This is a genomic window from Cyanobium sp. L1E-Cus (assembly GCF_024345755.1).
In the GTDB taxonomy this organism is placed as follows: Bacteria; Cyanobacteriota; Cyanobacteriia; order PCC-6307; family Cyanobiaceae; genus Cyanobium_A; species Cyanobium_A usitatum.
The window spans coordinates 308,286-332,368 of the sequence record NZ_JAGQBS010000002.1; the positions used below are offsets into that span (position 1 = coordinate 308,286).

Genomic DNA, 24,083 nt, shown 5'->3' on the forward strand with positions numbered 1-24,083 from the left:
TATGAATCAGGACGCCCCGTTGAACTCGTACCAGGCCACAAGCAGCTGATAGGCAGCATTGCGGCGGACCCAAAGCCTGGAGTCACCACCCTGATCTGGATGCCAATCGATCACTTTACGGCGCCAGGTAGCGCGCACTTCCTGCCAACCACTGCCTGGTATCACTCCCAGCTCTTCGCAAGCCTCTCGGTAGCAACTCAGGAAGGCATCGGAACCGGTAGCGGTTGTTGGGGCGGCAGCCACAAAAGCTGGGGCGCCCTGCTCCAAACGGTCCACCACTTGCTGGGCCTGCTTGCTGGCCTGAACCGCCGCCGCCAGCTGCTGGCGGGCCGTATCCATCTGAGCCCCCAGAGTGCCAGCCAGCTTCTCCACCTGGCGTTGGGCTTGCTGGGCAGTGGCCAGGGCCTCGGCCCGCCCCTGGCCACTGCTGGCCACAGCAGCATCGAGGCTGGCCGTGGCCCGGCTGCAGCTCTGCTGGGCCTGCTGAATCTGCTGGTCCATCGTTGCCATCTGACTGGACACATCTGCAGCGACCGCCTGGGTATCGGCCTGGGCAGCCTGCGCTGAGCTGATCGCCCGGGAAGCTTCGCTGCGCAATCGGGCCAGCTGGGCCTCCTGGTCGCAGCGGAGTCGGTCTAGAGCCGCCTGGGCTTGGCTTGCCTCGCTGCGTAGCTAGGCCAGCTGCTGCTCCTGACTGGCAATCAACCCATCGAGCTGACGCCGAGCCGCTGCCAGTTGATCATTGAAGCCACCGGCGAAGGCATCCAGCTGGCCCTCCACCAACTGGACGGCCGCCAAAGTACCGCTGGTGTCGGCTGTTTGGGTAACCAGATCGCGGCGCAGGTTGGCCTCTAACTGAACGCGAGCCTGCTGGGCTGCAGAGAGCTCAGCCTGCAAAGCCCTAATTTTTGCGCCCGCCTGGGCTGCGGTTCTGTCCTGTTCGCCCTGGAGCGACTCCAACGCTGCCAGTGCCGCCGCCGCCTCGGCGCGAGCCTGGGCCAGCTGCTGGCTAGCCCCCTCGTCAACCCTGGCTAGGGCAGCCTGGGCCGACTGGGTGGTGCGCTGCGACTGCTCCAGCGCCCGTCCCCGTGCGCCGACCCCAGCCTTGGGGGAGCGCAACAACACCACGCCAAAAGCGGAAAACACCAGTGGCGAAACCAGCACCCAATAGGTGTCATTGCTGATCTCCTGGTTGCCCTCGCGGGCGGCCTGCTGGCCCCGCATCAGGATCAACAGAAACAGCACCACTCCCAGCCCAAGGCTGAACAGGCCCACCATCTGGCGTTCGCTGAGGCTGGAGCGAGTTTTGCCACCGGAGGAAGCCATTGCCGTCATTTCAGGCGGACTAACCCTAGGCAGACTTCCGGGACTGGTCTGGTAACAGGCTCTTCAAGTGAGGCCGCGATCACCAGCGAAGAGATAGCGCACCAAACTCAGCATCAGCACGATTAAAAACAATGCCAAACCAATCGTGCAGGCGTAGCTGATCTCCAGCTCGGCAAAAGCCTGGTCGTAGACGTAGTAAACGAGGGTGCGGGTGGAATCGGCAGGGCCACCTTGAGTCATTAAATACACCTCTTCGAACACCTTGGTGGCCGCAATTGCGGAAATGACCGCCACCAGGGTGATGTAGGGCCGCAGCAGCGGCAGGGTGATGTCTAGGTGCTTGCGCAAGCCCTCACTGCCATCGAGGGCCGCCGCCTCGTAGAGATCGGGGGAGATGCCCTGGAGCCCGGCCAGAAAGATCACCATGTAGTAGCCGAGGCCCTTCCAGAGGGTCACGAGCATCACCGACGGCAGGGCCAGCAGCGGCGAGGTGAGGAAACCGATGGGATCGAAGCGGCTGCCCAACAGGGCGGTGAGCCAGCCGTTTATCAGGCCGTTTTCGGCATAGATCCAGCGAAAGGCAATGGCCGCCACCACGATCGACACCAACACCGGGGTGTACAGAGCACCGCGAAACCAATGGATCCCCGGCAGCTGGCGGTTGACCAGCACGGCTAGGGCCAGGGCGCCGACCACGATCGGGGGCACCACTCCCAGCAGATACAAAAAGGTGGTGCCGGTGACCCGGAAAAACATCGGGTCGGCCAGCAGGCGCTGGATATTGGCCAGGCCAACGAAGCGCAGCGGCTCGCTGACATCGAGGCCGGCCTGGCTGAAGCTCATCACCAATGCCATCGCTGCCGGGATCAGCACCGACAGCCCGATCAGCACCAGGGCAGGGATCAAAAAGCCCCAGGCCGTGGCGGTGCGCTTGCGGAGATTTGCCTCGCTCATACAAGGCAAAGTACCTGGGCTAGATAATGATCGCCCTATGGATCTGCAAACGATCAGGGTGGAGCTGCAGGCTTCCCCCTACCCGGTGATCATCGGCTCGGCAGCCTTGCTGAGTCTGGGCGACCAGATTCGAGGCCTGGGCTTTAAAGCAGGCACCAAGGTGCTGCTGGTGACAAACGCTGTGGTGGAAGCCCATTACGGCGCCACTGCCCTGCAAAGCCTCAGCGAGGCTGGCCTCGATGCCAGCACCCTGGTGATCGAGGCGGGAGAAGATCAGAAAACCCCAGCCACCGTGGGCCTGATCCATAACGCAGCCTTTGCCCGCCGGCTGGAGCGGGGCTCGCTGATCGTTGCCCTTGGCGGTGGCGTAGTGGGCGACATGGCTGGATTTGCAGCCGCCACCTGGCTGCGGGGCATTGCCGTGGTTCAGGTGCCCACCACCCTGCTGGCCATGGTGGATGCGGCGATCGGCGGCAAGACCGGCGTCAATCACCCCGGCGGCAAAAACCTGATCGGCGCTTTTCACCAGCCGCGCCTGGTGCTGATCGACCCCAGCAGCCTTGCCACCCTGCCGGAGCGCGAATTTCGCGCTGGCATGGCCGAGGTGATCAAATACGGCGTGATCGGCGACCCCGAGCTGCTTGCCGACCTAGAGGCATGCGGCGCCCAGCTGGCCAGCTTGACCTCATTGCCAGCCGAGCTGCTGCAGCGAATCCTGGTGCGCTCCGCCGCCGCCAAGGCGAAGGTGGTGGCCGCCGATGAACACGAAGGGGGCCTGAGGGCGATCCTCAACTACGGCCACACCCTGGGCCACGTGGTGGAGACCCTCTGCGGCTATGGCACCTACCTCCATGGGGAAGCCGTTGGCTTGGGCATGCTGGCGGCCGGCGAAATCTCCCTGGCCATGGGCCTGTGGAGCGCCAGCGACCAGGCCCGCCAGCGGGCCGTAATCGCCGCCGCAGGTCTGCCGCTGGCCTGGCCAGCCCTCGATCCCAACGCCGTGCTGGCCTGCCTGCAGGGCGACAAGAAGGTGAGGGAGGGTCAGGTGCGCTTCGTGCTGCCCACCGGCATCGGCAGCGTGGAGATCCGCAGCGACGTCAGCGAAGCAACCATCCGCAGCGCGCTCGCCAGCTGCGCCTAGAGGGCGTTGCGTGGTGGGTGGCCGTCGCCGCGCAATAGCTGGCGCTCCCAGCGATTTAGCTGCCGCAGTAGCAGGGCGCTGCCGCCAAGCAGCACCAGCAGGGTCAACCGGGCCGGCAGCCCGGGCAGCCAGGCCGCCACTAGCAGCTCCACCCCCAGGGCCACCAGCACTAGCGGCCGCCAGCGGCGTATCTGTCGCAGGGCACCGGAGCAGGCACGGCAGTGGCGGGTGTGGCTGTCGTAGCGATCCATAAGGGCTGAGCGACCCAGCCGGGGCGGCAGGGCGGAGCCTGGGCATGGCTGGCCAGCAACATCTTTGACCCATTTGTGCAACGCCCGCACGTAGATGTCGGCGCCGGTGGGCAGGAAGCTCGCCTGGTTTTGAACCCGTTCCTGCCAGTGCAGAAACACCTGGTCGTCTTCGAGCACCGTGTGGTTGCCGATGTGCTGCAACCACACCGGCCGAGCCCGCAACAGCAGCCGGGGCAACAGCGAGCGGAACTGAAACGGGAAACGGGCAAACAAGCGGCATTCCCCAGCCCGGATCGGCGTGGCATACACAACCGTGAGGAAGCGGGCAAATCCCTTCGCCGTGAGGTCGTGCCACATCAGGCCCGGCGCCTGAAAGGTGGTGAACTGGCTGCCCAGGCGCCCCCGGCGCGGGCCCTCGGGCCAAGTGGCGGTGAACCCCTCCGGCCCGAAACTGGTGAGCTCGGCCACCACCGGAGCGGCGTTCTGGCGCTTACCCACCGTGCGGTGGTGGGTGAAGGGCACATGGCTCACATCGAGCACGTTCTCCAGCAGGGTGAGGGCATCCATCGGCAGATCGCGGAAGGTGTCCTGCACCAGCCAGCCGGGTTCCTCGAGCACGGGCACCAGCGGCAGGGGCACCGCCGCAGCCGCGGCATGGTCGCCGGCAAACACAAACAGCAGCCCCTGGGCGCTGGCTGTGGCGTAGCGGCGGCAGGAGCTGCGGGGGTTGGCGCCGATTGCGGCTTCGGCCTGGGGGATCGCGGTGCAGCTGCCCTGGGCGTTGAAACTCCAACCGTGATAAGGGCACTCCAGCTCACCCCTTTCGTTGAGGCGGCCTTCGCTCAAGGGTACGAGCCGGTGGGGGCAGACGTCGGCAAAGGCGCACCACTGCTGGCCTGCAGCGTCCCACCACAGCACCAGATCCATCTCCAGCAGGGTGAAGGCCGTGGGGCGGCGAGGGTCGAGATCCTGCAGATAGGCAACCGGATACCAACGCTGCAACCAGTGCTCCTGCCTGATGCTGGCGGTGGGATTGGCAGGAGCGGGGATCACCATGGGGTGCGGCAGCAACTGGGGAGAGCCGGTGGATCGATGATGGCGCGCTGACCCGCAGCTCCGCTCAACTAGAAGCCGAGGTGTAGAAGCGCTGGGCGTAGCGCCACAGCAGGCGACTGCCAGCCAGGCAAAGCCCGGCGGCCAGCAAAGAACCGAAAGCCCAGATGGCCGAACCCCGACCCAGCAACGCCTCGGCGGGCACGGTGGTGAGGAAGGCCACCGGCAGCACAAAGGTGAACAGCAGCCGCAGCGCCGGCGGATAGGCACTCACCGGGTAGCGGCCAGCCACCAGGGTGTAGCGCAACACCTCGGTGGCATTCCACACCTTCACAAACCAGATACTGAGGGCCGCCAACACAAACCAAAGGCTGTAGAGAATCACCAGGGCTGCAAACAGCAGCGCCAGCGAGAGCAGCACGGGCCCAGCCGCCGGCAGGCCGGATGGAGCCCCAGGACCCCTGTTCAGCAGGGCCCAGGCGATCAAGCCAAGGCCAGCCAATATTCCTGGCAGCCCCCAGGGCGACACGGTGCGGGCCGACAGCCAGAACTGGCTGTCAATTGGCTTGAGCAGCACGTAGTCGAGGGTGCCGGTCTGCACGTGGTTAACGATGCGGCTGAGGTTGGGCTGCAGCACGCAGGTGGTGAACCCATCCAGCAGCGTGTAGAGGCCCAGCACCACCAAAGCGCCACTCCAGCTCCAGCCACCCAGCTGGGGCCCACCACCAAACAGCAGCTGCAGCACAAAGACGCTGCCTGCCAGGTTGCCCAGCACCGACAGCAGCTCGATCCAGGCATTGAGCGGGTATTCGAGTTCGGCCGCCAGGGAGGTGCCCCAAAAGCAGCGCAGGCTGCGCCAGTAGCGCGCAAACTCCCTCACGCCCCCATCGCCGAGTAGCGGCGCAGGCCCGCCCGCCACAGCCAGTGGCCGATCGGCAGCAGCAGCAGGCACCAGGCGGCGATCGCCCCAAAACCCAAAGCCACATTCACCGGTTCGCCGGCCAGCAGCCGGGCGGGGAAGTCGACCATCCAGGGGAAGGGAGTGGCCAGGGCCAGCCGCCGCACCGATGGAGGAAAGGTGTCCAGGGGTGCAACTATGCCAGACAAAAACAGATAGGGAATCATCAACAGCCGGTCGAGGGCCGCTGCCCGCTCACTCCAAAAACAAAGGGTGGTAACGAGCACCTGCAGCAGAAAGCGCAGCAAAAAGGCCGCCACAATCGCCAGAATTCCCAGCAGTAAAGCCCCCGCCGACGGCAGCCACAGCAAGCCGGGCGCAGCCAGCCCTACCACCAGCACCATCACGGCCACAAACGGAATTCGAGACGCCTGTTCACTGAAATGGGCCGCCAGGTATCGCCAGAGCGGCGAAAGCGGCTGCAGTAGGAAAGGCGACAGGCGGCCCTGCAGGGCGTCGTCTTCGAACACCTGAATCAGCCAAACCACCGTGAATTGGCGCACCACAAAGGCCGCCAGGAAGTAGTGGCTGAGCTGCTCGGGGGAGAGGCCAGCCGCCGCCGCCGCGCCCGAGCCGCTCCAGACGCCGAGCATGATCAAGGGCAACACCCCAGATAGGGCCCAGAGGGCGATCTCGGCCCGGTATTCGAGCATCAGCGCGTACTGACTGCCCAGCAGCGCCCGCGCCACCCGCCATGCCCAGCTCACTGGGAAGCCCCGGAGTTTGAATCACGCTGGCGGAACAAACCGCCGATCAGCTCCTCCACCGGCGGATCACTCACCTCCAGATCCACCACCGCAAAGCGCTCCAGCAGCGCCGCCACCTTCTCTGCGAGCTGGGCCCGCGGCACCAGCAGCCGCACCAGGTGGCCCTGATGGGCCTCGAGCTGGCCGAAACCGGCAAAGGCCTCCGGTGGGTGGAGGTCGGCAAGCTCCAGCCGCACCTGGCGGCAGGGGGCCAACCGCTGGGTGAGATCGGCCAGGGAACCGTCGTGGAAGAGCTGGCCTTGGTGGATCAGCAGCACCCGCGGGCAGAGGGCGGTGATGTCACCCATGTAATGGCTGGTGAGCAGCACGGTGGCGCCGGTGCGGCGGTTGTAGTCGGCGAGGAAATCCCGCACCCGCGCCTGGGCATTCACATCCAGACCCAGGGTGGGCTCATCGAGAAACAACACCGCCGGCTCGTGCAGCAGGGCCGCCAGCAGTTCGGCCTTCATCCGCTGGCCAAGGGAAAGCTTGCGCATCGGTCGCCGCAGCTCCTGGCCCAGCTCCAGCATCTCGGCGAGTTGGCCAATGCGCCGCTGGGCCTCCGCCTCCGCAATGCCATAGACAGCGGCATTAACCCGCAGCGAATCGAGGGCGGGCAGGTCCCAGATCAGCTGCTGGCGGTTGCCCATCACCAGGGTGATCTGGCGCAAGAAGCGGGCCTGACGCCGAAAGGGCTCGTGGCCTGCCACCTCCAGCTCGCCGCCGCTGGGGTGGATCAGGCCGGTGAGCATCTTCAAGGTGGTGGTCTTACCGGCGCCGTTGGGGCCCAGGAAACCAACGATCTCGCCCGGCTCGATTGTGAAGCTGATTCCATCCACCGCCAGCACATCGCGATGGCGTCGCCGCAGCAGATGTTGGATTGTGCCGGCCAGGCCAGGCTGCTTCTCGCTAATTCGGTAGGTCTTGCTCAACCCGCTGGCGCGAATGATTGGCCCTGCCACAACGTTTTGCAATCAGGCTCACCGTAGGCAGCCAGCTGGACTGTTTAGGGTTTAGGTACCCCATCCCTGCAGCCTCCAAGAAGTTGACCGGCGTCGACTGGCTCTGGCTGTTACATCCCGCCCTTGCGGTAGCCCTGGTTTTTCCCCTGCTGGGCGCTGGCTCACCAGCTCGGTGGTGGCCAGCCAGCTCGACGCCATGCGCAGCTCCCTGCTGCTCGTGCTGGCTGGCAGCGTGCTGGCCCTGGTAGCTCTGTGGCGGGTGCGACAACCCCCTCGATCCAGCCTTCTGGCAATCCCATTTCTGGGGCGGCATGGGGCTCACCGGCTTGCTGCTCTTCTCCCTAGCAGCCCGCCCGGAGATCCTGCGCCAACTGCGCTGGCGGCGCCTGCACCTCAGCGCCAACGCCCTGGCGGCCCTGATCTTTCTGGCCCAGGGGATCACGGGCCCGAGGGACCTGCTGGAAATTCCCTTGAGCTGGCAAAAGGCCACCATCTGGAGCTGTGTCTTCAGCTTGCGCGTCTGCCCGCCCCTGGCCCCACCCGGCTGAAGCGCAGCCTGCTGCCAGCCAATCCCCCAAACGAGCAACATGGGGCTGTGATGGCTGAGATGCAGCAATGAGCCTGGTGGCAGTGACGGGAGCATCCGGAAAAACCGGTTGGCGGGTGGTGGATGAAGCCTTGAAGCGGGGCCTGGCGGTGAGGGCGATCGTGCGGCCCGGCTCGGTGCTGCCAGCGTCCCTGGCTGAAGCAGAGCAGCATGGGCGGCTCGATGTGCGGCGTCTGGATCTCAGTGCCACCGAGGCCTTGCATGCCGCCTTGAGCGGCTGTGACTCCCTGGTGATCGCCACTGGCGCCCGGCCATCAGTGGATCTGGCCGGCCCCCTCAAGGTTGATGCCTTCGGGGTGCGCGACCAGATCCGCGCCTGCCAGGCGGTGGGCCTGAAGCGGGTGGTGCTGGTGAGTTCGCTCTGCGCCGGTCGCTGGCAGCACCCCCTAAACCTGTTTGGCTTGATCCTGGTGTGGAAACGCCTAGGCGAGCGCTGGCTTGAAGAAAGCGGACTCGACTGGACCGTGGTGCGCCCCGGCGGCCTCAGCGAGGACGACAGCCGCAGCGAAAGGGAGGGGGTAGTTTTTTCCGGCCCCAACCAGCAGGAGAGCAGCAGCCTGCCCCGCCGCCTGGTGGCCCGGGTGTGCCTCGAGGCCCTGGAAACCCCGGCCGCCAGCGGGCGAATCATCGAAATCACCAGCAGTCCCACCCAGCAGCCCCAAGCCCTCAACCAGTGGCTGGAGGCAGCGATCCCGGCTCCCGGCTGAAGCTGGGCAGCTCTGGGGCCACACCCCGGCCGTAGGCCAGCCAGCGGAAATCCCCCAGAGCCACCGGATCCACCAGGCGCAGCAGGGCCTCGCGCCTGGCCAGCACTGTGGCCAGCTCAGCCGGGGCCTCCTGCTGCAGCCCGTGCAGCCGCTCGGCCAAGCCCAGGGCGAGCAGGGCCTGACCCTGGCGGCACTGGCCCAGGGGCAGCCAGCCGCTGGCGGCGGCGGCGACATCGACGCTCTCAACACACAAATGGGCGGTGAGATCCCAGGCGCCTGGCTCCAGCAGCGGATCGCCGCTGGCCTGCTGGCCCCGATAAGCCATCAAGGTGCCGCCAGAGCGCTGGGGGGCGTAGTAGCGCCAGGCCTCCAAGGCGTAGTCGATCACCAGCAGCTGGCCCTCGGCCACGGCTGCGGCGCACTCGCCAAGCCAGGGGGCCAGGCCCGGGTGCAGCTCGCTGCACCAGCCGGAAGGGCGCTGGGGCGATGGGGGCAGGAGTCCGAGGGGCTCGAGTTGGGCGGCAGCTGCCGGCTCCAGGGGCCCGCCGGGCTCCAGCCGCAGCGAGAGCTCCGCCCCAGGGCCCTCGTGCAGCGACACCATTTGCTGCCGCCAGAGCGCCCCGTCCCACTCGATCCGATCCACCGCCAGGGCATCGAGCACCTCATGGGCGAGCACCACACCGCGCAGCGGTGATGCCGCCAGCTCGGCGAAGCTGGCCCAGCGACAGGGCAGGGGGCAGTCCTGCAGCAGGGCTCGCTGACGGGCCGCCATGCCCCCGTTGGGCTCCACCAGCACCAGCTCCAGGCGCTGCGCCAGCTGGGGCCAGCCAGCCACCAGGGCCTGGGCCAATTGCAGAGCCAAGCTGCCCTCGCCTGGCCCTGCCTCAACCAGAGCCAGGGGCCCGGGACCGGCCGCCAGGGCAGTGAGCCACTCGGCCAGCTGGGGTGCCAGCAGGGCGGCGAAATCCGGCCCCAGGGAGGGGGCGGTGGCGAAATCCCCCGCCGGGCCGATGCGCAGCCGGCCAGCCCCATAGGCGCCGTGCAACGGATCGTGCAACACCCATTCCATATAGGTGCGGAAAGGCACCGCTGCGCCGACGGCCTCGAGGCGCTGCAGCAGCCAGGGGGGCAAGCTCACGCTCAGACGCCTGCTCAGGGAGAATGCATCTTCGCTGAGGCAGGTGTATGGGTCGCGCTTGGAACGCCGTGCTGCCTGCGCTGGTGTCGCTGTTGCTGGTGTTGGCCTGCTGGCTGGGAGTGGGCATTGCTCCGGCCCAGGCCTACGACAACCCCGACCTCCTACCCGACCACCCCACCCCGGTGATCGACCTGGCCAAGGCCCTCACCGATGGTCAGCGCATCAGCCTGGAAGAAAATCTCACCCGCTTCGAGGCCGACACCGGCTGGAAACTGCGGGTGCTCACCCAGTACGACCGCACCCCAGGCCAGGCGGTGAAAGACTTCTGGAACCTGGACGAACGCAGCTTGCTGCTGGTGGCCGATGAGCGCGGCGGCAACCTGCTCAACTTCAACGTGGGTGATGCCCTGTTTGCCCTGATGCCCCGCACCTACTGGGTAGAGCTGCAGACCCGCTTCGGCAACCAGTACTACGTGCGCGACAACGGCCAGGACGCCGCCATTGTCGATGCCCTAGCAGCGGTGGAAATTTGTTTGGAGCGGGGTGGTTGCCAGGTGGTGCCAGGCCTGCCACGCGAGCAGTGGCTGCTCACCCTCTCCACTTCCATGCTCGGCGGCCTGGTGGCGGGCTTCGCTTCCTACCCGCGCAAAGAGGGTCGCAAGGTGGAGTGGGCCTGGGTGCTGCTGCTCTCACCTTTGTGGCTGATCCTGTTTGGAGCCCTAGGCCTGGGCCCGATCCTGACCCGCACCAACGACCTGCTGCCGGTTGCCCGCAACACCCTGGCCTTCCTCGGGGCAGCTCTTGGCGCCTACCTAATCGCCGGAGCCACCGTGGGTAAGGCCAGGCTCAAAGATGCCGATCAGAGTTAGAACTTTCAGCCGGGATTTTGACTGCGGCTGCGCGGTCCCAACTTTTCAAGCCCCTCGAGCTGACAGCGCAGGGAGCCCGCAGGCGCGCAGGCGGGCTTGATTTCAACTTTGGCTATGGACTGGGGCTGCTGATCGCGCAGACGGCTGAGGTTGTCGTCGTAAAAGCGCTTGAGGTCGTGGAAGCGCTTTACCGGCTGGCCGTAGAAGCTGCGGCCGGCGAGGGTGGGGAAGCTGGCCCATTCGGGGGCCAGTTTGGCCGCCAGCAGCGGCGAGAACACGCCTTGATCAGCCAGGGCCAGGGCACCACGACGCTGGATTAGGTAGATGGCGCCCTGGTCTTGAACCTGGGGGCCAAAGGCCGCGATTCCCAAGGAGCGCGAAACCATGGTCCAGGTGAAGGGCATGAACTGGTAAGCACCCGCCGCGGCACTGGCATAGCGAGCAGTGCGAACCACTCGGTCGGGATGGCGCTCCAGGGAGGGCATCAGGCCGCCACCAAACATGATCCGGTAGCCGATGTCGTCGCCATCGGCCCAGGTGCCTTCGGCGTAGCGAATGGTGTTGAGCAGGGCGCGGCGCTCAGCCGTGATCGCGAAGATCCGCACCGGCGGTGGGGGCAGGGGCAGGGCAATAGCCGTGGGGAAGCTGGGCTGAGAGGGCCCAGATGCTTGAAGCAACTCGGAGCCTTTGAGCAACTCAGACGCCTGGGCTACCGGAGCCGTCAGGGAAAGGGTGCCGAGGCCTACAGCCAAGGCAAGGGCGGATCGAAAACAGGTGCTGGGCAAGGTCATACCGGAGCGGATCAAACGGCAGACCGCCTGCAGGCGGCCAAATCTGAAATGCGTAGAAAAGATTTGTTCGTGCCAATTTGCCTATCAATCCACCCAGACACGATGGAGTTAGTGCCAATCACACAGGTGTCCACCAGTGTCAACAACTACAGCGAACGGTTCAGATCACTGTGGCCCAGGTAAATTACGTCTGAATTTTTGACTAAAACGAACGACCCGCTACAAAAGCTGCCAGCGCCTCGGCCGCCTGCGCCGCACCATGGCCAGCCAATGGCTTACCAGTGGGGGGCTGCAAAGGCTGGTCGAGCTGCCAATCCCCCTGGCGGGCCTGCTCCTGGCTGAGCAGCCGGTGCCAGCCGTGGCGCACCAAAGCCGCTTCCAGCACGGGCGCTTCGGCAAAACCTTCGCGATGCACCAAATGCACCCCCACTCCGGCGCTCAAGGCCTCGCAAAAGGAGCTGTATCCGGGCTTGGTGATCAGGCGGGCGCAGTGCCCTAATACCTCCAGCGGCCGCACCCCGGCAGGCAGCAGGCGGCAGTTGGCAGCTGGGGCCAAACGGGGATCGGGACTAACAAACACGTGATCGGGCCAGAGCTGCAGCAACTCCGGATCCAGGTCGTAGCCCAGCCCCCCAAAACTCACCAGCACGCAACGATCACGCTCTTCCGGCAACTGCAGCTGGCGGGCCAGGCTGCCCGGCTCAAGCCGGGGGCTACCGGCGGTGAGCCCAATCGACAGCTCGGGGATGCCCCAGTCGATCGGCATCGCCAGGGGGCAGCGCAGCAACAGGTCGCCCTGGCGGTAGGCCGCCAGGCAACGGTCGGCCCAGGGGCTGAAAGCGGCACCCATAGCCCCGTAGATGGCCTCCCAGCCAAAGCTGGCTAGCCAGATCAGAGGCGCCCCGAGGCCTCGAGCCAAGGCCGCCGCCGCTGGGGGCACGTCTGCAAGCACAAGCAGCGGCATCGCTTGGGCGGCCAGCCAGGCCTGCTCAGCAGCCAGCTGGGCGGGCAGCTCAGCTTCCAGGGCCGATAGGGCGGCCAGGGTTGCCCCAGCGTCGGCCCCTAGGGCATCGGCCTGCACCACGCCCACGTCCCAACGACAGGGGCGGTGTTCAAAGGGCACGGGGCCCAGGGCGGAGCGCAGAAAGGCCTCAGGTAGGGCCGTGGACAACACCAAGCGCCAGTCGGGCCGCAGCCCATGCAGGGCGGTTAAAACAGAAGCGGTGCGGGAGCCATGGCCAAAACCATGGGCACTGACGCAGGCATAAATCAGCACGGCGCCAGTTCGGGAGCTGGGTTGGGGGCCGGGTTAGGGGCCGGTTTGGGAGCAGTCCAGAGGCGCTCTTCGTAGAGCAGCTCACCACCAAGGCCAAACCAGCGATGGCTGGCACTCACGACCTCCTGGCCCACCAGCTCCACCCAGCTGAAGTGACGCAGGGCCTGGCCGGCGCCATCGGTGCCGTGGCGGGGAACGCAGGCGGTGTTGAGGTAGGAGGTGCCGGCCCGGTCGCGGCAGAAGCTTTGGCGATCCCCCTGGCCGCGCCTGAGGGCATGGTGCATATGCCCAAACACCACCAAGGGCACCGGTCGATTGAGGCGGATCTGGCGGATGGCCAGGGCTAGGTCGAGATCACCCCAGTCGCAGGCGGGTGGCTTCCAGTCGCGGCCGCAGGGGGAGGTGGCATCGCTGCCGAGGCCGGAGGGTCCGCTATGGCTCAGCAACACCAGGGGCCAGTCGGGGGGTGCGGTGGCGGCGGCGGCCGTGATCCGATCGGCCGACTCCTGCAAGCTCACCGGGCCGAAGGCAGCCAGCGCCGCCCGAGAAAGCTTGAAACCACCACCGGCGGTAGCCGGCCGCCCCCCCACCACCGCCAGATCCGGCGGGCTCAGGGCTCGCATTTTCCAGCCGCAGTGAACCTCTCCCAGCAGGTCGATCTGGTGCTGCAGCGTGCGCCCAGAAGCGTCCTTGCCGGTGTCGTGGTTGCCAAGGATGCAGGCCACTGGCATGGGCAGTTGGCGCAGCAGGGCCGGAATCCGCTGCTGACCATCGCTTAGGTCGCCCACCACGAGCAGGGCATCGGGGGCCAGGCAGTCCAGCAGCGCATGGTCGCTGTGGTCCCATTCACCATGCAGATCTCCGGCGATGGCAATGCGGAGCGTTTTCCCCCCGCCGGATACCGCCATCACTGCTGCCTAGGCTCATGCCATCCTGCATCAGCTGAGGCCCCGGGTTGGTTTTCACCGCCACCAATAACCACGCACCGCAAGATCTGCCCGCCGCGATCAGCGCCCTAAAACAGGAGCGCAAGGCTGTGATCCTGGCGCACTACTACCAAGACGAAGCCGTTCAGGACATTGCCGACTTCATCGGCGACTCGCTAGAGCTCTCGCGCAAGGCCGCCGCCACCGACGCCGAGGTGATCGTTTTTTGCGGCGTTCACTTCATGGCGGAGACCGCCAAGATCCTCAGCCCGGACAAAACCGTGCTGCTGCCAGATCTGGAGGCCGGCTGCTCGTTGGCGGATGCCTGCCCGGCCGAGGAGTTTGCCGCCTTCCGCGCCGAGCATCCAGACCACATCGCCGTGAGCTACATCAACTGCTCGGCGGCAGTGAAAGCCCTCAGCGACCTGATCTGCACCAGCAGTAACGCCGTGGATCTGGTGAAGCAGCTGCCAGCCGACCGGCCGATCCTGTTTGCCCCCGACCAAAACCTGGGCCGCTGGGTAGAGCGCCAGAGCGGCCGCCAGCTCACCCTCTGGCCAGGCAGCTGCATCGTGCATGAGACCTTCAGCGAACAAGCCTTGCTGCAGCTGAAGCTCGAGCACCCAGCGGCTGAGGTGCTGGCCCATCCCGAGTGCCAGCAACACCTACTGGACCTGGCCGACTTCATCGGCTCCACCAGCGCCCTTTTGCGTCAAGCAGAGCAGAGCCCCGCCACCAGCTTCATCGTGCTCACCGAGCCGGGAATCTTGCACCAGATGCGGCTGAAACTGCCCCAAAAGACCTTTTTCGAGGTGCCGGGCGCCGATGGCTGCAGCTGCAACGCCTGCCCCTACATGCGGCTCAACACCTTGGAAAAAGTGTGGCGGTGCCTCGATCGGATGGAACCAGAAATCGTGATGGATGAGGCGCTGCGGCTAAGGGCCCTGGCACCGATCGAGAAGATGCTGGCCATGAGCCGCTGAATCAGTAGCTGTAGTTGGCCACAAACAGGCTGGTGTCGTCGGAGGGCTCGCTGCCGGGCTTGTAGATACCGCGGCTGGCGGCGCCATTGGCGCGGGCTCGGGCCAGCAGGGCGGCCTGACCAGCCTGCAGGTCGCTGCCGCCCCAGTGCTGCAGACAGGAGTGCTGCAGGGCACGGCCGTAGGAGAAGCCCAGGTGCCACGGGGCGTACCCCTGGGCGGCCGCGTGATTGATGGCGTTGAGGCAAAGGCTGGCGTCTTCTTCACTTAGACCGCCACTGAGAAACAGGATCGCTGGCACCGCCGCCGGCACGGTGCGCCTCAGGGTACGCACAGTGAATTCACCCACCTCCTCTGCGCTGGCCTGCTCGGGGCATAAGGCACCTGGGCAGGTCATTGAGGGTTTGAGCAGGCTGCCCTCGAGAAAGACGCCGTTCATCGCCAGGGCCTCGTAGGTGGTGCGCAGCACCCACTCCTGCACCGAGGCGGTGGTGGTGATGTCGTGGTCGCCATCCATGAGGATCTCGGGCTCCACGATCGGCACCAGGCCCTGCTCCTGCACCGTGCGTGCGTAGCGGGCCAACCCCCAGGCGCTCTCACGCACCGCCAGCTCCGAAGGAGCGCCGCTGGCGCTGATCTGCAACACGGCGCGCCACTTGGCGAAGCGCGCCCCGCGGGCGTAGTAGAGGGCGGCCCGCTCGCCGAGGCCCTTGAGGCCGGTGCACCAGCTCTCCCCCTCCAGGGCGCCGGCCAGGGGTTCGACCCCCTGATCCACCTTGATGCCGGGCACGATGCCCTGCCGTTGAAACAGCTCCACGAGCGGCACGCCACCGGCCGCGGCGGTGCTGTCTTGAAACAGGGTTTCCTCGTAGAGGATCACGCCGGAGATGTGCTGGCTGAGGCCGTCGGTGCTGGCCAGCAGGGAGCGGTAGGCGCGCCGGTGCTCCTCGCTGTTCTCCAGGCCGATGGCCGCGAAACGCTTGCCGATCGTGCCGGTGGATTCATCCGCCGCCAACAGCCCTGTGCCCGGCGTTGCCAGGGCCGCAGCGGTGGCGGCGAGCTCATCGCGGAAGTCGTTGAGGGCCATGGCGGCAGCCGGCGGGGCATCCCTGGCTAGTCGCGGCGCCGCAAACCGTCAACCGTGGTTGGGAGCGGGGAGTTCGCCGCCAGGGCAGATGCCTGAACAGAGAAGTCGCGTTAGGCAAGGCTCCCTAAGGTGCCCGCACCGGGCAATCCGCCACCCATGCGCACCGCCACCTTCGTCAATGGCGACGCCATGCCCCTGCTTGGGCTTGGCACCTGGAAATCGGCTCCAGGGGAAGTGGGGGCCGCGGTGCGGGAGGCCATCCGGCTGGGCTACCGCCACATCGACTGTGCCAGCGTTTACGGCAACGAGCCAGAGGTGGGCGAGGCCCTCCGCGGCGCCATCGAAGCTGGCGAGGTGAAGCGGGAGGAGCTGTGGATCACCTCCAAGCTCTGGTGCAATGCCCATGGACGCGACAACGTCGCAGCGGCGCTGCGCCGCAGCCTCACCGATCTGGGCCTGGCGTGGCTGGATCTCTACCTGATCCACTGGCCGGTGCCGATCAAGTCGGGCGTGGCCTTTCCCACCAGCGGCACTGACCTGCTGCCACTGGCACAGGTACCGCTCGAATCCACCTGGGAGGGGATGGAAGCAGCCCTGGAGGCGGGCCTCACGCGTCACATCGGCGTGAGCAATTTCTCCAGCCGCAAGCTGCACGACCTATTAGCCCACTGCCGGATCCGGCCGGAGGTGAATCAGGTGGAACGGCACCCCCTGTTGCAGCAGCCGGGCCTGGTGGCCTACTGCGCAGCCGAGGGCGTCCACCTCACCGCCTACTCGCCGCTCGGCTCCCAGGACCGGCCCGCCGCCCTCAAGGGCGCCGATGAACCGGTGCTGCTGGAAAACCCATTGATCGGCACGATCGCCGCGGAACATGGCTGCAGCCCCGCCCAGGTGCTGATCGCCTGGCAGCTGCAGAGCGGCATCTCCACCATTCCCAAATCGGTGCGCCCGGCGCGGCTGCTGGAAAACCTGGCGGCAGCGGAGATCACACTCACACCGGCCGATCTCGAGCGAATCGCCGCACTGGATCAGCAGCGCCGCCTGGTGGATGGCTCGTTCTGGCTGCTGGAGGGGGGCCCGTGGTCGCTGCAGACCCTCTGGGACGAAACCTGATCACCGCTTACCCATGCCCCTCCCCACCGGCAGCCTGCTGGAGCACACCCCCCAGGGGCTCTACTGCCGGGCGGCGGCGGCCTGGATAGACCCCGTGGGGCCGGTGCCCCGGGCCCTGATCACCCACGCCCACGCCGACCACGCCCGGCCCGGCTGCGGCGAATATTGGGCGGTGGGCGCCAGCGAAGCGATCCTGCGGCAACGCCTGGGAGCCACGATCAACCTGATCCCGGTCGACTACGGCGCCGCCCATCGCATTGGTGAGGCCAGGGTGTCGTTTCACAGCGCGGGGCATGTGCTGGGCAGCGCCCAGATCCGACTGGAGGCGGGCGGTGAGAGCTGGCTGGTGAGCGGCGATTACAAGCGCTGCGCCGACCCAAGCTGCTCCCCGTTTGAGCCGGTGCAGGCAGACGTATTTATTACTGAGGCCACCTTCGGCCTGCCGATCTATCGCTGGCAGAGCGGCGCCGAGGTGGCCGGCGAGATCCTTGCCTGGTGGCAGGGAGCACCGGAGCGGCCGTCGATCCTGTTTGCCTATGCCTTCGGCAAGGCCCAGAGGCTGCTGGCGGAGCTAGCCGCCATCGGTGTCAAAGATGAGATCCTGTTGCACGGCGCCGTGGAGGCCCTGATGCCGGCCTACCGGGAGGCGGGGGTGCGGCTGCCGCCCACCCTGCCGGTGAGCTCGGCTGCCAAGGGGGAATCGCTGGCGGGCCGCCTGGTGATCGCGCCGCCCTCAGCCCACCGCTCAGTGTGGATGAAGCGGTTCAAGCTGCCGCAGACGGCGTTCGTGAGTGGCTGGATGGCGGTGCGTGGCGCTCGCCGCCGCCGCGGCTATGAGCGCGGCTTCGTGATGAGCGACCACGCCGACTGGCCCGGCCTGATCCAGAGCGTGCAGCAGAGCGGCGCCCGGCAGGTGTACGTGACCCACGGCAACAGCGACGGCCTGGCCCGCTACCTGAGCGAGGTGGAAGGGATCAGCGCCGAACCGCTGGCGGGCTGAGACCGGCATGCGTCGCTTCGCCGATCTCTACAGCGCGCTCGATGCCAGCAGCGGCACCCAGGCCCGGGTGGATGCCCTCGTCGCCTACTTCAGTGGTGTTGATGCCGCCGATGGCGCCTGGGCCCTGCACGTGCTGCTGGGCAAGCAGGGCAAGCGCCTGATCACCGGCCGCCGTCTGCGCCAGATCTGCCTGGAGGAATCCCCCCTGCCGGAGTGGTTGTTCGACGACTGCTACGCCCACGTTGGTGATTCGGCCGAAACGATCACCCTGCTCTGGGCCCAGGTGGGCGCTGGGGCGAGCGAACCCCTGCAGCACTCCCTACACACCTGGATGGAGCAGCTGCTGCCGGCCGCCGCCGCCCTGGAGGGCAGCGAGCAGGCAGAAGCGGTGCGGCAGCTTTGGCGGGGCCTCAGCAGATCCGAACTGCTGGTAGCCAACAAATTGCTCACCGGTGGCCTGCGGGTGGGCGTGGGCCAGGGGCTGGTGGTGCGCGCCCTGGCACGCCTCAGTGGGCTGGAGGAAGCGCAGCTGCAGCACCGGCTGATGGGCGGCTTCAAGCCCAGTGCTGCCGCCCTCACCGCCCTGCTGGCCCCAGCCGATGGAGCCGAAGCGGTGCCCAGCCGCCCCTACCCCTTCTACCTGGCATCGCCCTTGGAGCAGCAGCCGGCCGGCCCCGCCAGCGATTGGCAAGCGGAGTGGAAGTTCGACGGCATCCGCGGCCAGCTGATCCGCCGCGCCAACGAGGTTTTTTTATGGAGCCGCGGCGAAGAATTAATAGGTGCCGCCTTCCCCGAATTGCTCGCAGCGGCAGGGTGCCTGGCCAACGGCACCGTGCTCGACGGCGAGATCCTGGTGTGGCCCGCAGGCTCCGACCAGCCCGCCCCCTTCGCCCAGCTGCAGCGCCGCCTGGGCCGCAAAGCGCCAGGGCGCAAGCTGCTGGCCGAGTGTCCGGCGGCCTTCGTTGCCTACGACCTGCTGGAGCTGGGGGGCGACGACCTGCGCCAGCGACCCCTGAGCCAGCGCCGCTCAGCCCTGGAGGAGCTGCTCCAATACCTGCTTGAAACGACACCCACCCCTGAAGCCGGGCTCCTGCGCCTATCCCCCCGCCTACCCCTAACGGCCTGGGAGCAGCTGGAGCCTTTGCGCCAGCAGGCCGCCAGCGCCACCGCCGAAGGGCTGATGCTCAAGAACCTCGCTTCGCCCTACCTGGCCGGCCGCAAGCGGGGCCACTGGTGGAAGCACAAGCGCGATCCCTACACCCTCGATGCGGTGCTGCTGTATGCCCAGGCCGGAAGCGGTCGCCGCGCCAACCTGTTCACCGACTACACCTTCGGGCTGTGGGATGGCGAAGGGCAACTGGTGAGCTTCGCCAAGGCCTACTCCGGCCTCGACGACGCCGAGATCACCGCGCTCGACCGTTGGATCCGCAGCCACACCACCGAGCGCTTCGGGCCGGTGCGGGCGGTGCAGCCGCTGCAGGTGTTCGAGCTGGCCTTTGAGGGGCTGCAGCGCTCCAGCCGACACAAGAGCGGCATCGCCGTGCGCTTCCCCCGCATCGCCCGCTGGCGCCAAGACAAACCAGCAGCAGAAGCCGACAGCCTGGCCAGCGCCCTTGCCCTGCTAGCAACCCAGCCATGAGCCGGAAGCCCCCTGGCCAAACAAAGTCCGGCGATCTCCTGGCCCCGATCGAAGCCTGGTTTGAGCTTCAGGGCTGGACGCCCCTGCCCTTTCAGCGCCAGTGCTGGCAGGCCTATCTGGCCGGCGAGAGCGGCCTGATCCAGGTGCCCACCGGCTCGGGCAAAACCTATGCCGCCGTGATGGGTCCGATCGCGGAGCTGCTGGCCGAGCCCAGCCCCGGCCTGCGCCTGCTCTATCTCACGCCCCTGCGGGCCCTGAGCCGCGATCTTGCCCAGGCGATCCAGCAGCCAATCGAGGCGATGGGCTGGCCGCTGCGGGTTGGCATCCGCAATGGCGACACCTCCAGCTACGAGCGCGGCAAGCAACTGCGCAGCCCGCCCGAAATCCTTATCACCACGCCGGAATCGCTCAGCCTGCTGCTGGCCAATCCCAAGGCCCCTGCCCTATTTGCGAGCCTTCAGGCGGTGGTGCTGGATGAGTGGCACGAGTTGATGGGCAGCAAACGCGGCAGCCAAACCGAGCTCTGCCTGAGCTGGCTGCGCAGCCAGCAGCCGGGCCTGCGCACCTGGGCAATCAGCGCCACAATCGGCAATCTCGAAGAGGCCGTCCGCAGCGCCCTGGGTGCCGCCAGCGAACCTCGCCTGATCACCGCACCGATAGCCCGGGCCACGGAGATCCGTAGCCTGCTGCCCGAGTCGATCGATGGCTTTCCCTGGGCCGGCCACCTCGGGTTGCGGCGCTATGAGGATCTGGTGGCGGCCCTGGAGCCCGGCGTCTCCACCCTGCTGTTCACCAACACCCGCAACCAGGCCGAGCGCTGGCACCAGTGCCTCCGCTACGCATGCCCGGAAATGGAGGGCGCCCTAGCCCTGCACCACAGCGCCATCGACCGGGCCGAGCGCGAAGCGATCGAAGCCGGGGTGAAAGCAGGAGCCCTGCGCTGGGTTGTGTGCACCAGCTCCCTCGATCTGGGCGTGGATTTCCAGCCGGTGGAGCGCGTGGTGCAGATCGGCTCTGCCAAAAATGTGGCCCGGCTGCTGCAGCGAGCTGGCCGCAGCGCCCACCTCCCCGGCGGCACCTCCCAGGTGTTGTTCATGCCCACCCACGCCTTAGAGCTGCTGGAGCTGAGCGCCCTGCGTCGGGGCCTGAGCGAGGGGCTGGTGGAGGCGCGCCGACCACCGACGGCACCGATCGACGTGCTGCTCCAGCACCTCACCAGCCTGGCCTGCGGCCCAGGCTTTGAGCCGGAGCAGGCACTGGCAACGGTCCGCACCGCCTGGAGCTACCGCCAGCTCAGCGATAGCGACTGGCAGTGGTGCCTGCGCTTCCTCGAGCACGGCGGCGACTGCCTTGGTGCCTATCCGCGCTACCGCAAGCTCGAGCGCGATGGCGATCTCTATCTGGTGAAGGAAAAGACCATTGCCCGAATGCATCGCCTGCACATCGGCACCATCACCGCCGACCGGGCCGTCACGGTGCGCTTTGTGCGCGGCGCCGTGCTCGGCCATGTGGAAGAGGCCTTCATCGGCCGGCTCAAGGCCGGCGATGTGTTCTTCTTTGCCGGCCGTCAACTGGAATTCGTGCGGCTGCGGGAGATGACGGCCCAGGTGAAGGCCAGCTCCAAAAAGAGCAGCACCGTGCCCGCCTGGTCTGGCGGCCAGATGGCCCTTTCCGACCTGCTCAGCCAGCACCTGCGCGCCGAAGTGGATCGTTGCGCCCGCGCCCTGGCGGGGGAAGCCAAGCTCGATAGCCCCGAACTTATGGCCCTGGAGCCCCTGCTTCAGCGCCAGGTGCAGCTCTCAAGGCTGCCAAGGCAACACGAATTACTGGTGGAGGTGTGTAACAGCCGTGAGGGCAGCCACCTCTATGCCTATCCATTTGATGGGCGCTTTGTACACGAGGGCCTGGGTTTTCTCTGGGCCTGGCGCCTGGCCCGCCACCAGCCCAGCACGATCACGGTGTCGGTAAACGACTACGGCTTTGAACTGCTAGCGCCAAAAAACTATCCATTTGAAGAGTTATTTGAGCTACACGCCGAAGAACTGCTCGACGCCACCAATCTCAAGGACGACTTGGAGCAAGCAATCAACCTCTCAGAGCTATGCCGGAGGCGTTTCCGCGCCATTGCCCAGATCAGCGGCTTGGTGCTGAACGGCTACCCCGGCCAGTCCAAATCCGGCGGTCAACTGCAGATCAGTGCCGCCCTGCTTTTTGATGTGTTCAGCCGCCACGAACCTGCCAACCGCCTCCTGGCCCAGGCCAGATCGGAAGTGCTCACCGATCAGCTGGATCTGCCCAGGATCACCCTGGTCTTGCAGCGGCTGCAGCGATGCAGTTTGCAGCTGGAGCGCACCGCCCGGCCCGGCCCGCTGGCCTTCCCCTTGCTGGCGGAGCGGCTAAACAACCGCATGAGTAATGAGTCGCTGCTCGACAGGCTTCAACGGTTGATTAAAGAAGCAGGGGCAGCGGAGGAGAGGTGATATATCAAAGATCACAACACCGAGGGCGAACTGGGCTTGCCAGAACGTACCCAGGTTCTATCGATCTTGATCATCCCCTCTCAAACAACTTCGAACGGATTCGAGGCCACCTGGATCAACATGATCACCGCAGGTTCCGAGCCCACAGCACCAGAAAGATGACCTCTACGACCTTCAATAAGTTGGCAGTTCTGATCAGCACCAAAGGAGATCTCGCCAGGCCCCATCTCTACCCGCACCCCATCCATCGTGGTCACAAACCAGCGCCCCACAATTGGCACGATCCACTGAAGCACAGGGTTTTCATGCCATTCATACTCTTGACCAGGCACCAGTGATAAAAACACAACGCCGGTTGCATCATCGCGGGGACCAGACTGCCAAACACTTGCCATTCCCTTGATAAATGTGATCAGCTTAAAATCATCCAACCACTCCTTCTTTTGATGACTCACCCCTTGATGATCACACCAGACATGCCAAGCATGAAATCCAGGATTAACTTCGGTCAGCATGCACTAAAAGCTTTGCTAATCCAATCTTAGCGGCAGACTTTTCTCATTCAGTTCCTCCTACGGCAGCCGAGCGCGCCGAAGGCCCCATGGCTAGCGTTTGATTGTTGTCAGGAATACCGCCGTGAGGGTAGTGGCGGAGGCCCATCGACCTGCTGCATTTTTGGTGCTGGCCACTGGCCTGCTAAGCACCATGGCGGTGCTCGATCAGACCCGCCGCTTCGGCGAAAAGGAACATCTGCAGATCGAGAGCACCCTGCTCAATAACGTGGCCGAGGCCCTGCGCACCAAACTCGAGATCAACATCACCATGCTGGGAGCCGTGGTGGGTTTGTTCAATGCCTCGACAGAAGTAAGCCAGCGCTCTACCTGCCTTTGAACAGCGCATCCGCCAGGAAGGATTTCCGGAGTTCCGTGTGCGACCACCGGGGGTCCGACCGCTCTATAGCGCGAAGGAATTCCTGCAGCCCTTCGACTGGCGCAACCAGAGGGCCTTTGGCTTCGACATGTATTCCGAACCGGAGCGCCGCCAGGCCATGGACCGAGCATGGAAAACGGGCAAAGCCAGCCTGAGTGAAAAAGTTCAACTCGTGCAGGAAACCCAGGAGGACCTGCAGAGAGGCGTGTTGATTTTTCTGCCGATCTACACCGATCAGGCTCAGATCCCCGGTGCAACCAACCTCACCCTGCGGGGCTGGGCCTTCTCCGCACTGAGGATGAAAGATGTGGTGAACAGCGCCCTCAGCGGCATCATCAACCCCGATCTAGAGGGCACCGGTGTACTCGTGTTCGACGGCACAGAACCGCTCGCCCGCAATCTCTTACACGACAACCTCAATCTGATGGGGAGCGACGGCCTGAGCCATCCCTCCTACGAAAAGTTGGAGATTGCCGGCCGAACCTGGCTGGTGGGAGTGCAGCTGGCCTCCCGGCAGGTGGGCCCGAACGGAATTGGCAACGCCTTCTGGATCACCATGCTGATCGGCAGCAGCATCAGCATGGTGGCCGCCCTGATCAGCCGGATCCTCGTTAGCAATCATCTGAGCACCCGCACAGCCCTGGCGGTGAGCGAAGCCGCCGCTAAGGAACTGTCCTTGTCCAGCACGGTGTTTGAGGAGAGCAGTCAGGGGATTCTCGTGACCAACCCCCAAGGCCGGATCCTGATGGCCAACAACGCCTTCTACAAGCAGATATGGCTTCAAGTCTGTAGATGACCAGTTCGGCCACAATGTGGGCGCCTAGGTGCTGAAGATGGACTGGAAACTGGTGGAGGCCAGCCGAGCCCCCTTTCTCGAGCTGGACCGGGCCATTGCGATTTCGGCCAGCGTCGGCGTCGCCCGCTTTCCGGAGCACGGCAACACAAGCGAGGAGCTGCTGGCAGCAGCGGATAACTCCATGTACACAGCTAAGCGGGCCAAGACCAATCCTGTGCAGGTGAGTCGTGCCTCCCAGCCTCCGGCACCCGCTAGCTCAGGCCTGCTCCAGACGCTTGACGATGAGAGCCATCAGGGCCAAGGAACCGGCAAGGGCAATCAACAAGGCGATGGTCATAGCTGACGCGTCTACT

General features: G+C 65.9%; 24 protein-coding genes and 1 pseudogene. 12 read left to right on the forward strand and 13 right to left on the reverse strand.

The annotated features are described in order from the left end of the window. Positions 1–6: 6 nt before the first annotated feature. From KBZ22_RS01700 to KBZ22_RS01710, 3 genes are all read right to left on the reverse strand, one after another. A complete protein-coding gene (locus KBZ22_RS01700) occupies positions 7–597 on the reverse strand; it encodes a hypothetical protein (protein ID WP_255020779.1) in 591 nt (196 codons plus the stop codon). Between the two features lie 75 nt (positions 598–672). After that, positions 673–1,335: a hypothetical protein gene (locus KBZ22_RS01705; protein WP_255020780.1), complete on the reverse strand. Its 663-nt coding sequence runs from the start codon at positions 1,333–1,335 to the stop codon at positions 673–675. 54 nt (positions 1,336–1,389) lie between these two features. Continuing rightward, positions 1,390–2,280 (reverse strand): carbohydrate ABC transporter permease, encoded by an 891-nt coding sequence (locus KBZ22_RS01710; protein ID WP_254999257.1) that lies wholly within the window; start codon positions 2,278–2,280, stop codon positions 1,390–1,392. Between the two features lie 37 nt (positions 2,281–2,317). Here KBZ22_RS01710 and aroB point away from each other — a divergent pair, with 37 nt between their 5' ends. Beyond that, positions 2,318–3,421 carry a 3-dehydroquinate synthase gene (gene aroB / locus KBZ22_RS01715; RefSeq protein WP_255020781.1) on the forward strand — a complete coding sequence of 368 codons (1,104 nt, stop codon included), beginning with the start codon at positions 2,318–2,320 and terminating at the stop codon, positions 3,419–3,421. On the opposite strand, the gene KBZ22_RS01720 is transcribed toward aroB, so the two are convergent. From KBZ22_RS01720 to KBZ22_RS01735, 4 genes are all read right to left on the reverse strand, one after another. Further along, positions 3,418–4,728 (reverse strand): Rieske 2Fe-2S domain-containing protein, encoded by a 1,311-nt coding sequence (locus KBZ22_RS01720; protein ID WP_255020782.1) that lies wholly within the window; start codon positions 4,726–4,728, stop codon positions 3,418–3,420. The two genes, aroB and KBZ22_RS01720, sit on opposite strands and share 4 nt — an antisense overlap. Before the next feature lie 64 nt (positions 4,729–4,792). Beyond that, on the reverse strand, positions 4,793–5,605 hold the full coding sequence (locus KBZ22_RS01725) for an ABC transporter permease (protein ID WP_254942981.1): 813 nt from the start codon (positions 5,603–5,605) through the stop codon (positions 4,793–4,795). Next, a complete protein-coding gene (locus KBZ22_RS01730; RefSeq protein WP_255020947.1) occupies positions 5,602–6,336 on the reverse strand; it encodes an ABC-2 family transporter protein in 735 nt (244 codons plus the stop codon). Before KBZ22_RS01730 ends, KBZ22_RS01725 begins: the two co-directional genes overlap by 4 nt. A 50-nt stretch (positions 6,337–6,386) precedes the next feature. Next, on the reverse strand, positions 6,387–7,379 hold the full coding sequence (locus KBZ22_RS01735; protein WP_255020948.1) for an ATP-binding cassette domain-containing protein: 993 nt from the start codon (positions 7,377–7,379) through the stop codon (positions 6,387–6,389). 95 nt (positions 7,380–7,474) lie between these two features. On the opposite strand from KBZ22_RS01735, the pseudogene KBZ22_RS01740 reads away from it, so the two are divergent. Together KBZ22_RS01740 and KBZ22_RS01745 are read left to right on the forward strand one after the other, a co-directional pair. Continuing rightward, a pseudogene (locus tag KBZ22_RS01740) lies at positions 7,475–7,939 on the forward strand (DUF4079 domain-containing protein). 67 nt (positions 7,940–8,006) lie between these two features. After that, positions 8,007–8,705 (forward strand): SDR family oxidoreductase, encoded by a 699-nt coding sequence (locus KBZ22_RS01745; RefSeq protein WP_255020783.1) that lies wholly within the window; start codon positions 8,007–8,009, stop codon positions 8,703–8,705. Here KBZ22_RS01745 and KBZ22_RS01750 read toward each other — a convergent pair. Further along, a complete protein-coding gene (locus KBZ22_RS01750; RefSeq protein ID WP_255020784.1) occupies positions 8,665–9,843 on the reverse strand; it encodes an SAM-dependent methyltransferase in 1,179 nt (392 codons plus the stop codon). The genes KBZ22_RS01745 and KBZ22_RS01750 overlap by 41 nt on opposite strands. Before the next feature lie 47 nt (positions 9,844–9,890). Here KBZ22_RS01750 and KBZ22_RS01755 point away from each other — a divergent pair, with 47 nt between their 5' ends. Further along, positions 9,891–10,712 carry a TPM domain-containing protein gene (locus KBZ22_RS01755; protein ID WP_255020785.1) on the forward strand — a complete coding sequence of 274 codons (822 nt, stop codon included), beginning with the start codon at positions 9,891–9,893 and terminating at the stop codon, positions 10,710–10,712. A gap of 5 nt (positions 10,713–10,717) precedes the next feature. Here the strand turns inward: KBZ22_RS01755 and KBZ22_RS01760 are convergent, their stop codons facing one another. The 3 genes from KBZ22_RS01760 to KBZ22_RS01770 all read right to left on the reverse strand — a co-directional run bounded on the left by KBZ22_RS01760 (position 10,718) and on the right by KBZ22_RS01770 (position 13,687). Next, entirely contained in the window at positions 10,718–11,503 is a 786-nt protein-coding gene (locus tag KBZ22_RS01760) for an endolysin (protein WP_396111550.1), read from the reverse strand. A 202-nt stretch (positions 11,504–11,705) separates the two neighbouring features. After that, entirely contained in the window at positions 11,706–12,779 is a 1,074-nt protein-coding gene (locus KBZ22_RS01765; protein WP_255020787.1) for a hypothetical protein, read from the reverse strand. After that, the gene (locus KBZ22_RS01770) at positions 12,773–13,687 is read right to left on the reverse strand and encodes a TIGR04168 family protein (protein ID WP_255020788.1); all 915 of its coding nucleotides are present in this window, start codon (positions 13,685–13,687) and stop codon (positions 12,773–12,775) included. The genes KBZ22_RS01765 and KBZ22_RS01770 overlap by 7 nt, the downstream gene beginning before the upstream one ends. A gap of 47 nt (positions 13,688–13,734) precedes the next feature. Between KBZ22_RS01770 and nadA the strand changes: the two genes are divergently transcribed. Next, positions 13,735–14,688: a quinolinate synthase NadA gene (gene nadA / locus KBZ22_RS01775; protein ID WP_255020789.1), complete on the forward strand. Its 954-nt coding sequence runs from the start codon at positions 13,735–13,737 to the stop codon at positions 14,686–14,688. Between the two features lies 1 nt (position 14,689). Here nadA and KBZ22_RS01780 read toward each other — a convergent pair whose 3' ends face one another. After that, positions 14,690–15,772, reverse strand: a complete 1,083-nt coding sequence (locus KBZ22_RS01780; RefSeq protein ID WP_255020790.1) for a class I fructose-bisphosphate aldolase — start codon at positions 15,770–15,772, stop codon at positions 14,690–14,692. A 156-nt stretch (positions 15,773–15,928) separates the two neighbouring features. On the opposite strand from KBZ22_RS01780, the gene KBZ22_RS01785 reads away from it, so the two are divergent. From KBZ22_RS01785 to KBZ22_RS01800, 4 genes are read left to right on the forward strand one after another with little or no spacing between them, the layout of a single operon-like run. Then, positions 15,929–16,885 carry an aldo/keto reductase gene (locus tag KBZ22_RS01785; RefSeq protein WP_255020791.1) on the forward strand — a complete coding sequence of 319 codons (957 nt, stop codon included), beginning with the start codon at positions 15,929–15,931 and terminating at the stop codon, positions 16,883–16,885. A gap of 13 nt (positions 16,886–16,898) precedes the next feature. Further along, a complete protein-coding gene (locus KBZ22_RS01790; RefSeq protein WP_255020792.1) occupies positions 16,899–17,885 on the forward strand; it encodes a ligase-associated DNA damage response exonuclease in 987 nt (328 codons plus the stop codon). Positions 17,886–17,892: 7 nt separating this feature from the next. Beyond that, positions 17,893–19,524, forward strand: a complete 1,632-nt coding sequence (locus KBZ22_RS01795; protein ID WP_255020793.1) for an ATP-dependent DNA ligase — start codon at positions 17,893–17,895, stop codon at positions 19,522–19,524. Beyond that, entirely contained in the window at positions 19,521–22,004 is a 2,484-nt protein-coding gene (locus KBZ22_RS01800; RefSeq protein ID WP_255020794.1) for a ligase-associated DNA damage response DEXH box helicase, read from the forward strand. The genes KBZ22_RS01795 and KBZ22_RS01800 overlap by 4 nt, the downstream gene beginning before the upstream one ends. A gap of 80 nt (positions 22,005–22,084) precedes the next feature. Here the strand turns inward: KBZ22_RS01800 and KBZ22_RS01805 are convergent, their stop codons facing one another. Continuing rightward, entirely contained in the window at positions 22,085–22,519 is a 435-nt protein-coding gene (locus KBZ22_RS01805; RefSeq protein ID WP_255020795.1) for a cupin domain-containing protein, read from the reverse strand. A gap of 121 nt (positions 22,520–22,640) precedes the next feature. Here KBZ22_RS01805 and KBZ22_RS01810 point away from each other — a divergent pair, with 121 nt between their 5' ends. From KBZ22_RS01810 to KBZ22_RS01820, 3 genes are read left to right on the forward strand one after another with little or no spacing between them, the layout of a single operon-like run. Continuing rightward, positions 22,641–22,895, forward strand: a complete 255-nt coding sequence (locus KBZ22_RS01810; RefSeq protein ID WP_255020796.1) for a hypothetical protein — start codon at positions 22,641–22,643, stop codon at positions 22,893–22,895. Positions 22,896–22,932: 37 nt separating this feature from the next. After that, positions 22,933–23,730: a CHASE domain-containing protein gene (locus KBZ22_RS01815; RefSeq protein WP_255020797.1), complete on the forward strand. Its 798-nt coding sequence runs from the start codon at positions 22,933–22,935 to the stop codon at positions 23,728–23,730. Positions 23,731–23,767: 37 nt separating this feature from the next. Continuing rightward, a complete protein-coding gene (locus KBZ22_RS01820) occupies positions 23,768–24,073 on the forward strand; it encodes a diguanylate cyclase domain-containing protein (protein ID WP_255020798.1) in 306 nt (101 codons plus the stop codon). The last annotated feature ends 10 nt before the right edge of the window (positions 24,074–24,083 follow it).

Bases quoted from the DNA above. Each gene is read 5' to 3' on its own strand.
- KBZ22_RS01785 (WP_255020791.1), top strand. From the start codon at position 15,929: ATGCGCACCGCCACCTTCGTCAATGGCGACGCCATGCCCCTGCTTGGG.
- KBZ22_RS01710 (WP_254999257.1), bottom strand. From the start codon at position 2,280: ATGAGCGAGGCAAATCTCCGCAAGCGCACCGCCACGGCCTGGGGCTTT.
- KBZ22_RS01755 (WP_255020785.1), top strand. From the start codon at position 9,891: ATGGGTCGCGCTTGGAACGCCGTGCTGCCTGCGCTGGTGTCGCTGTTG.
- KBZ22_RS01770 (WP_255020788.1), bottom strand. From the start codon at position 13,687: ATGGCGGTATCCGGCGGGGGGAAAACGCTCCGCATTGCCATCGCCGGA.
- KBZ22_RS01795 (WP_255020793.1), top strand. From the start codon at position 17,893: ATGCGTCGCTTCGCCGATCTCTACAGCGCGCTCGATGCCAGCAGCGGC.
- KBZ22_RS01720 (WP_255020782.1), bottom strand. From the start codon at position 4,728: ATGGTGATCCCCGCTCCTGCCAATCCCACCGCCAGCATCAGGCAGGAG.
- KBZ22_RS01800 (WP_255020794.1), top strand. From the start codon at position 19,521: ATGAGCCGGAAGCCCCCTGGCCAAACAAAGTCCGGCGATCTCCTGGCC.
- KBZ22_RS01790 (WP_255020792.1), top strand. From the start codon at position 16,899: ATGCCCCTCCCCACCGGCAGCCTGCTGGAGCACACCCCCCAGGGGCTC.
- KBZ22_RS01745 (WP_255020783.1), top strand. From the start codon at position 8,007: ATGAGCCTGGTGGCAGTGACGGGAGCATCCGGAAAAACCGGTTGGCGG.
- KBZ22_RS01705 (WP_255020780.1), bottom strand. From the start codon at position 1,335: ATGACGGCAATGGCTTCCTCCGGTGGCAAAACTCGCTCCAGCCTCAGC.
- KBZ22_RS01805 (WP_255020795.1), bottom strand. From the start codon at position 22,519: ATGCTGACCGAAGTTAATCCTGGATTTCATGCTTGGCATGTCTGGTGT.
- KBZ22_RS01780 (WP_255020790.1), bottom strand. From the start codon at position 15,772: ATGGCCCTCAACGACTTCCGCGATGAGCTCGCCGCCACCGCTGCGGCC.
- KBZ22_RS01760 (WP_396111550.1), bottom strand. From the start codon at position 11,503: ATGACCTTGCCCAGCACCTGTTTTCGATCCGCCCTTGCCTTGGCTGTA.
- KBZ22_RS01730 (WP_255020947.1), bottom strand. From the start codon at position 6,336: ATGCTCGAATACCGGGCCGAGATCGCCCTCTGGGCCCTATCTGGGGTG.
- KBZ22_RS01820 (WP_255020798.1), top strand. From the start codon at position 23,768: ATGGACTGGAAACTGGTGGAGGCCAGCCGAGCCCCCTTTCTCGAGCTG.
- aroB (WP_255020781.1), top strand. From the start codon at position 2,318: ATGGATCTGCAAACGATCAGGGTGGAGCTGCAGGCTTCCCCCTACCCG.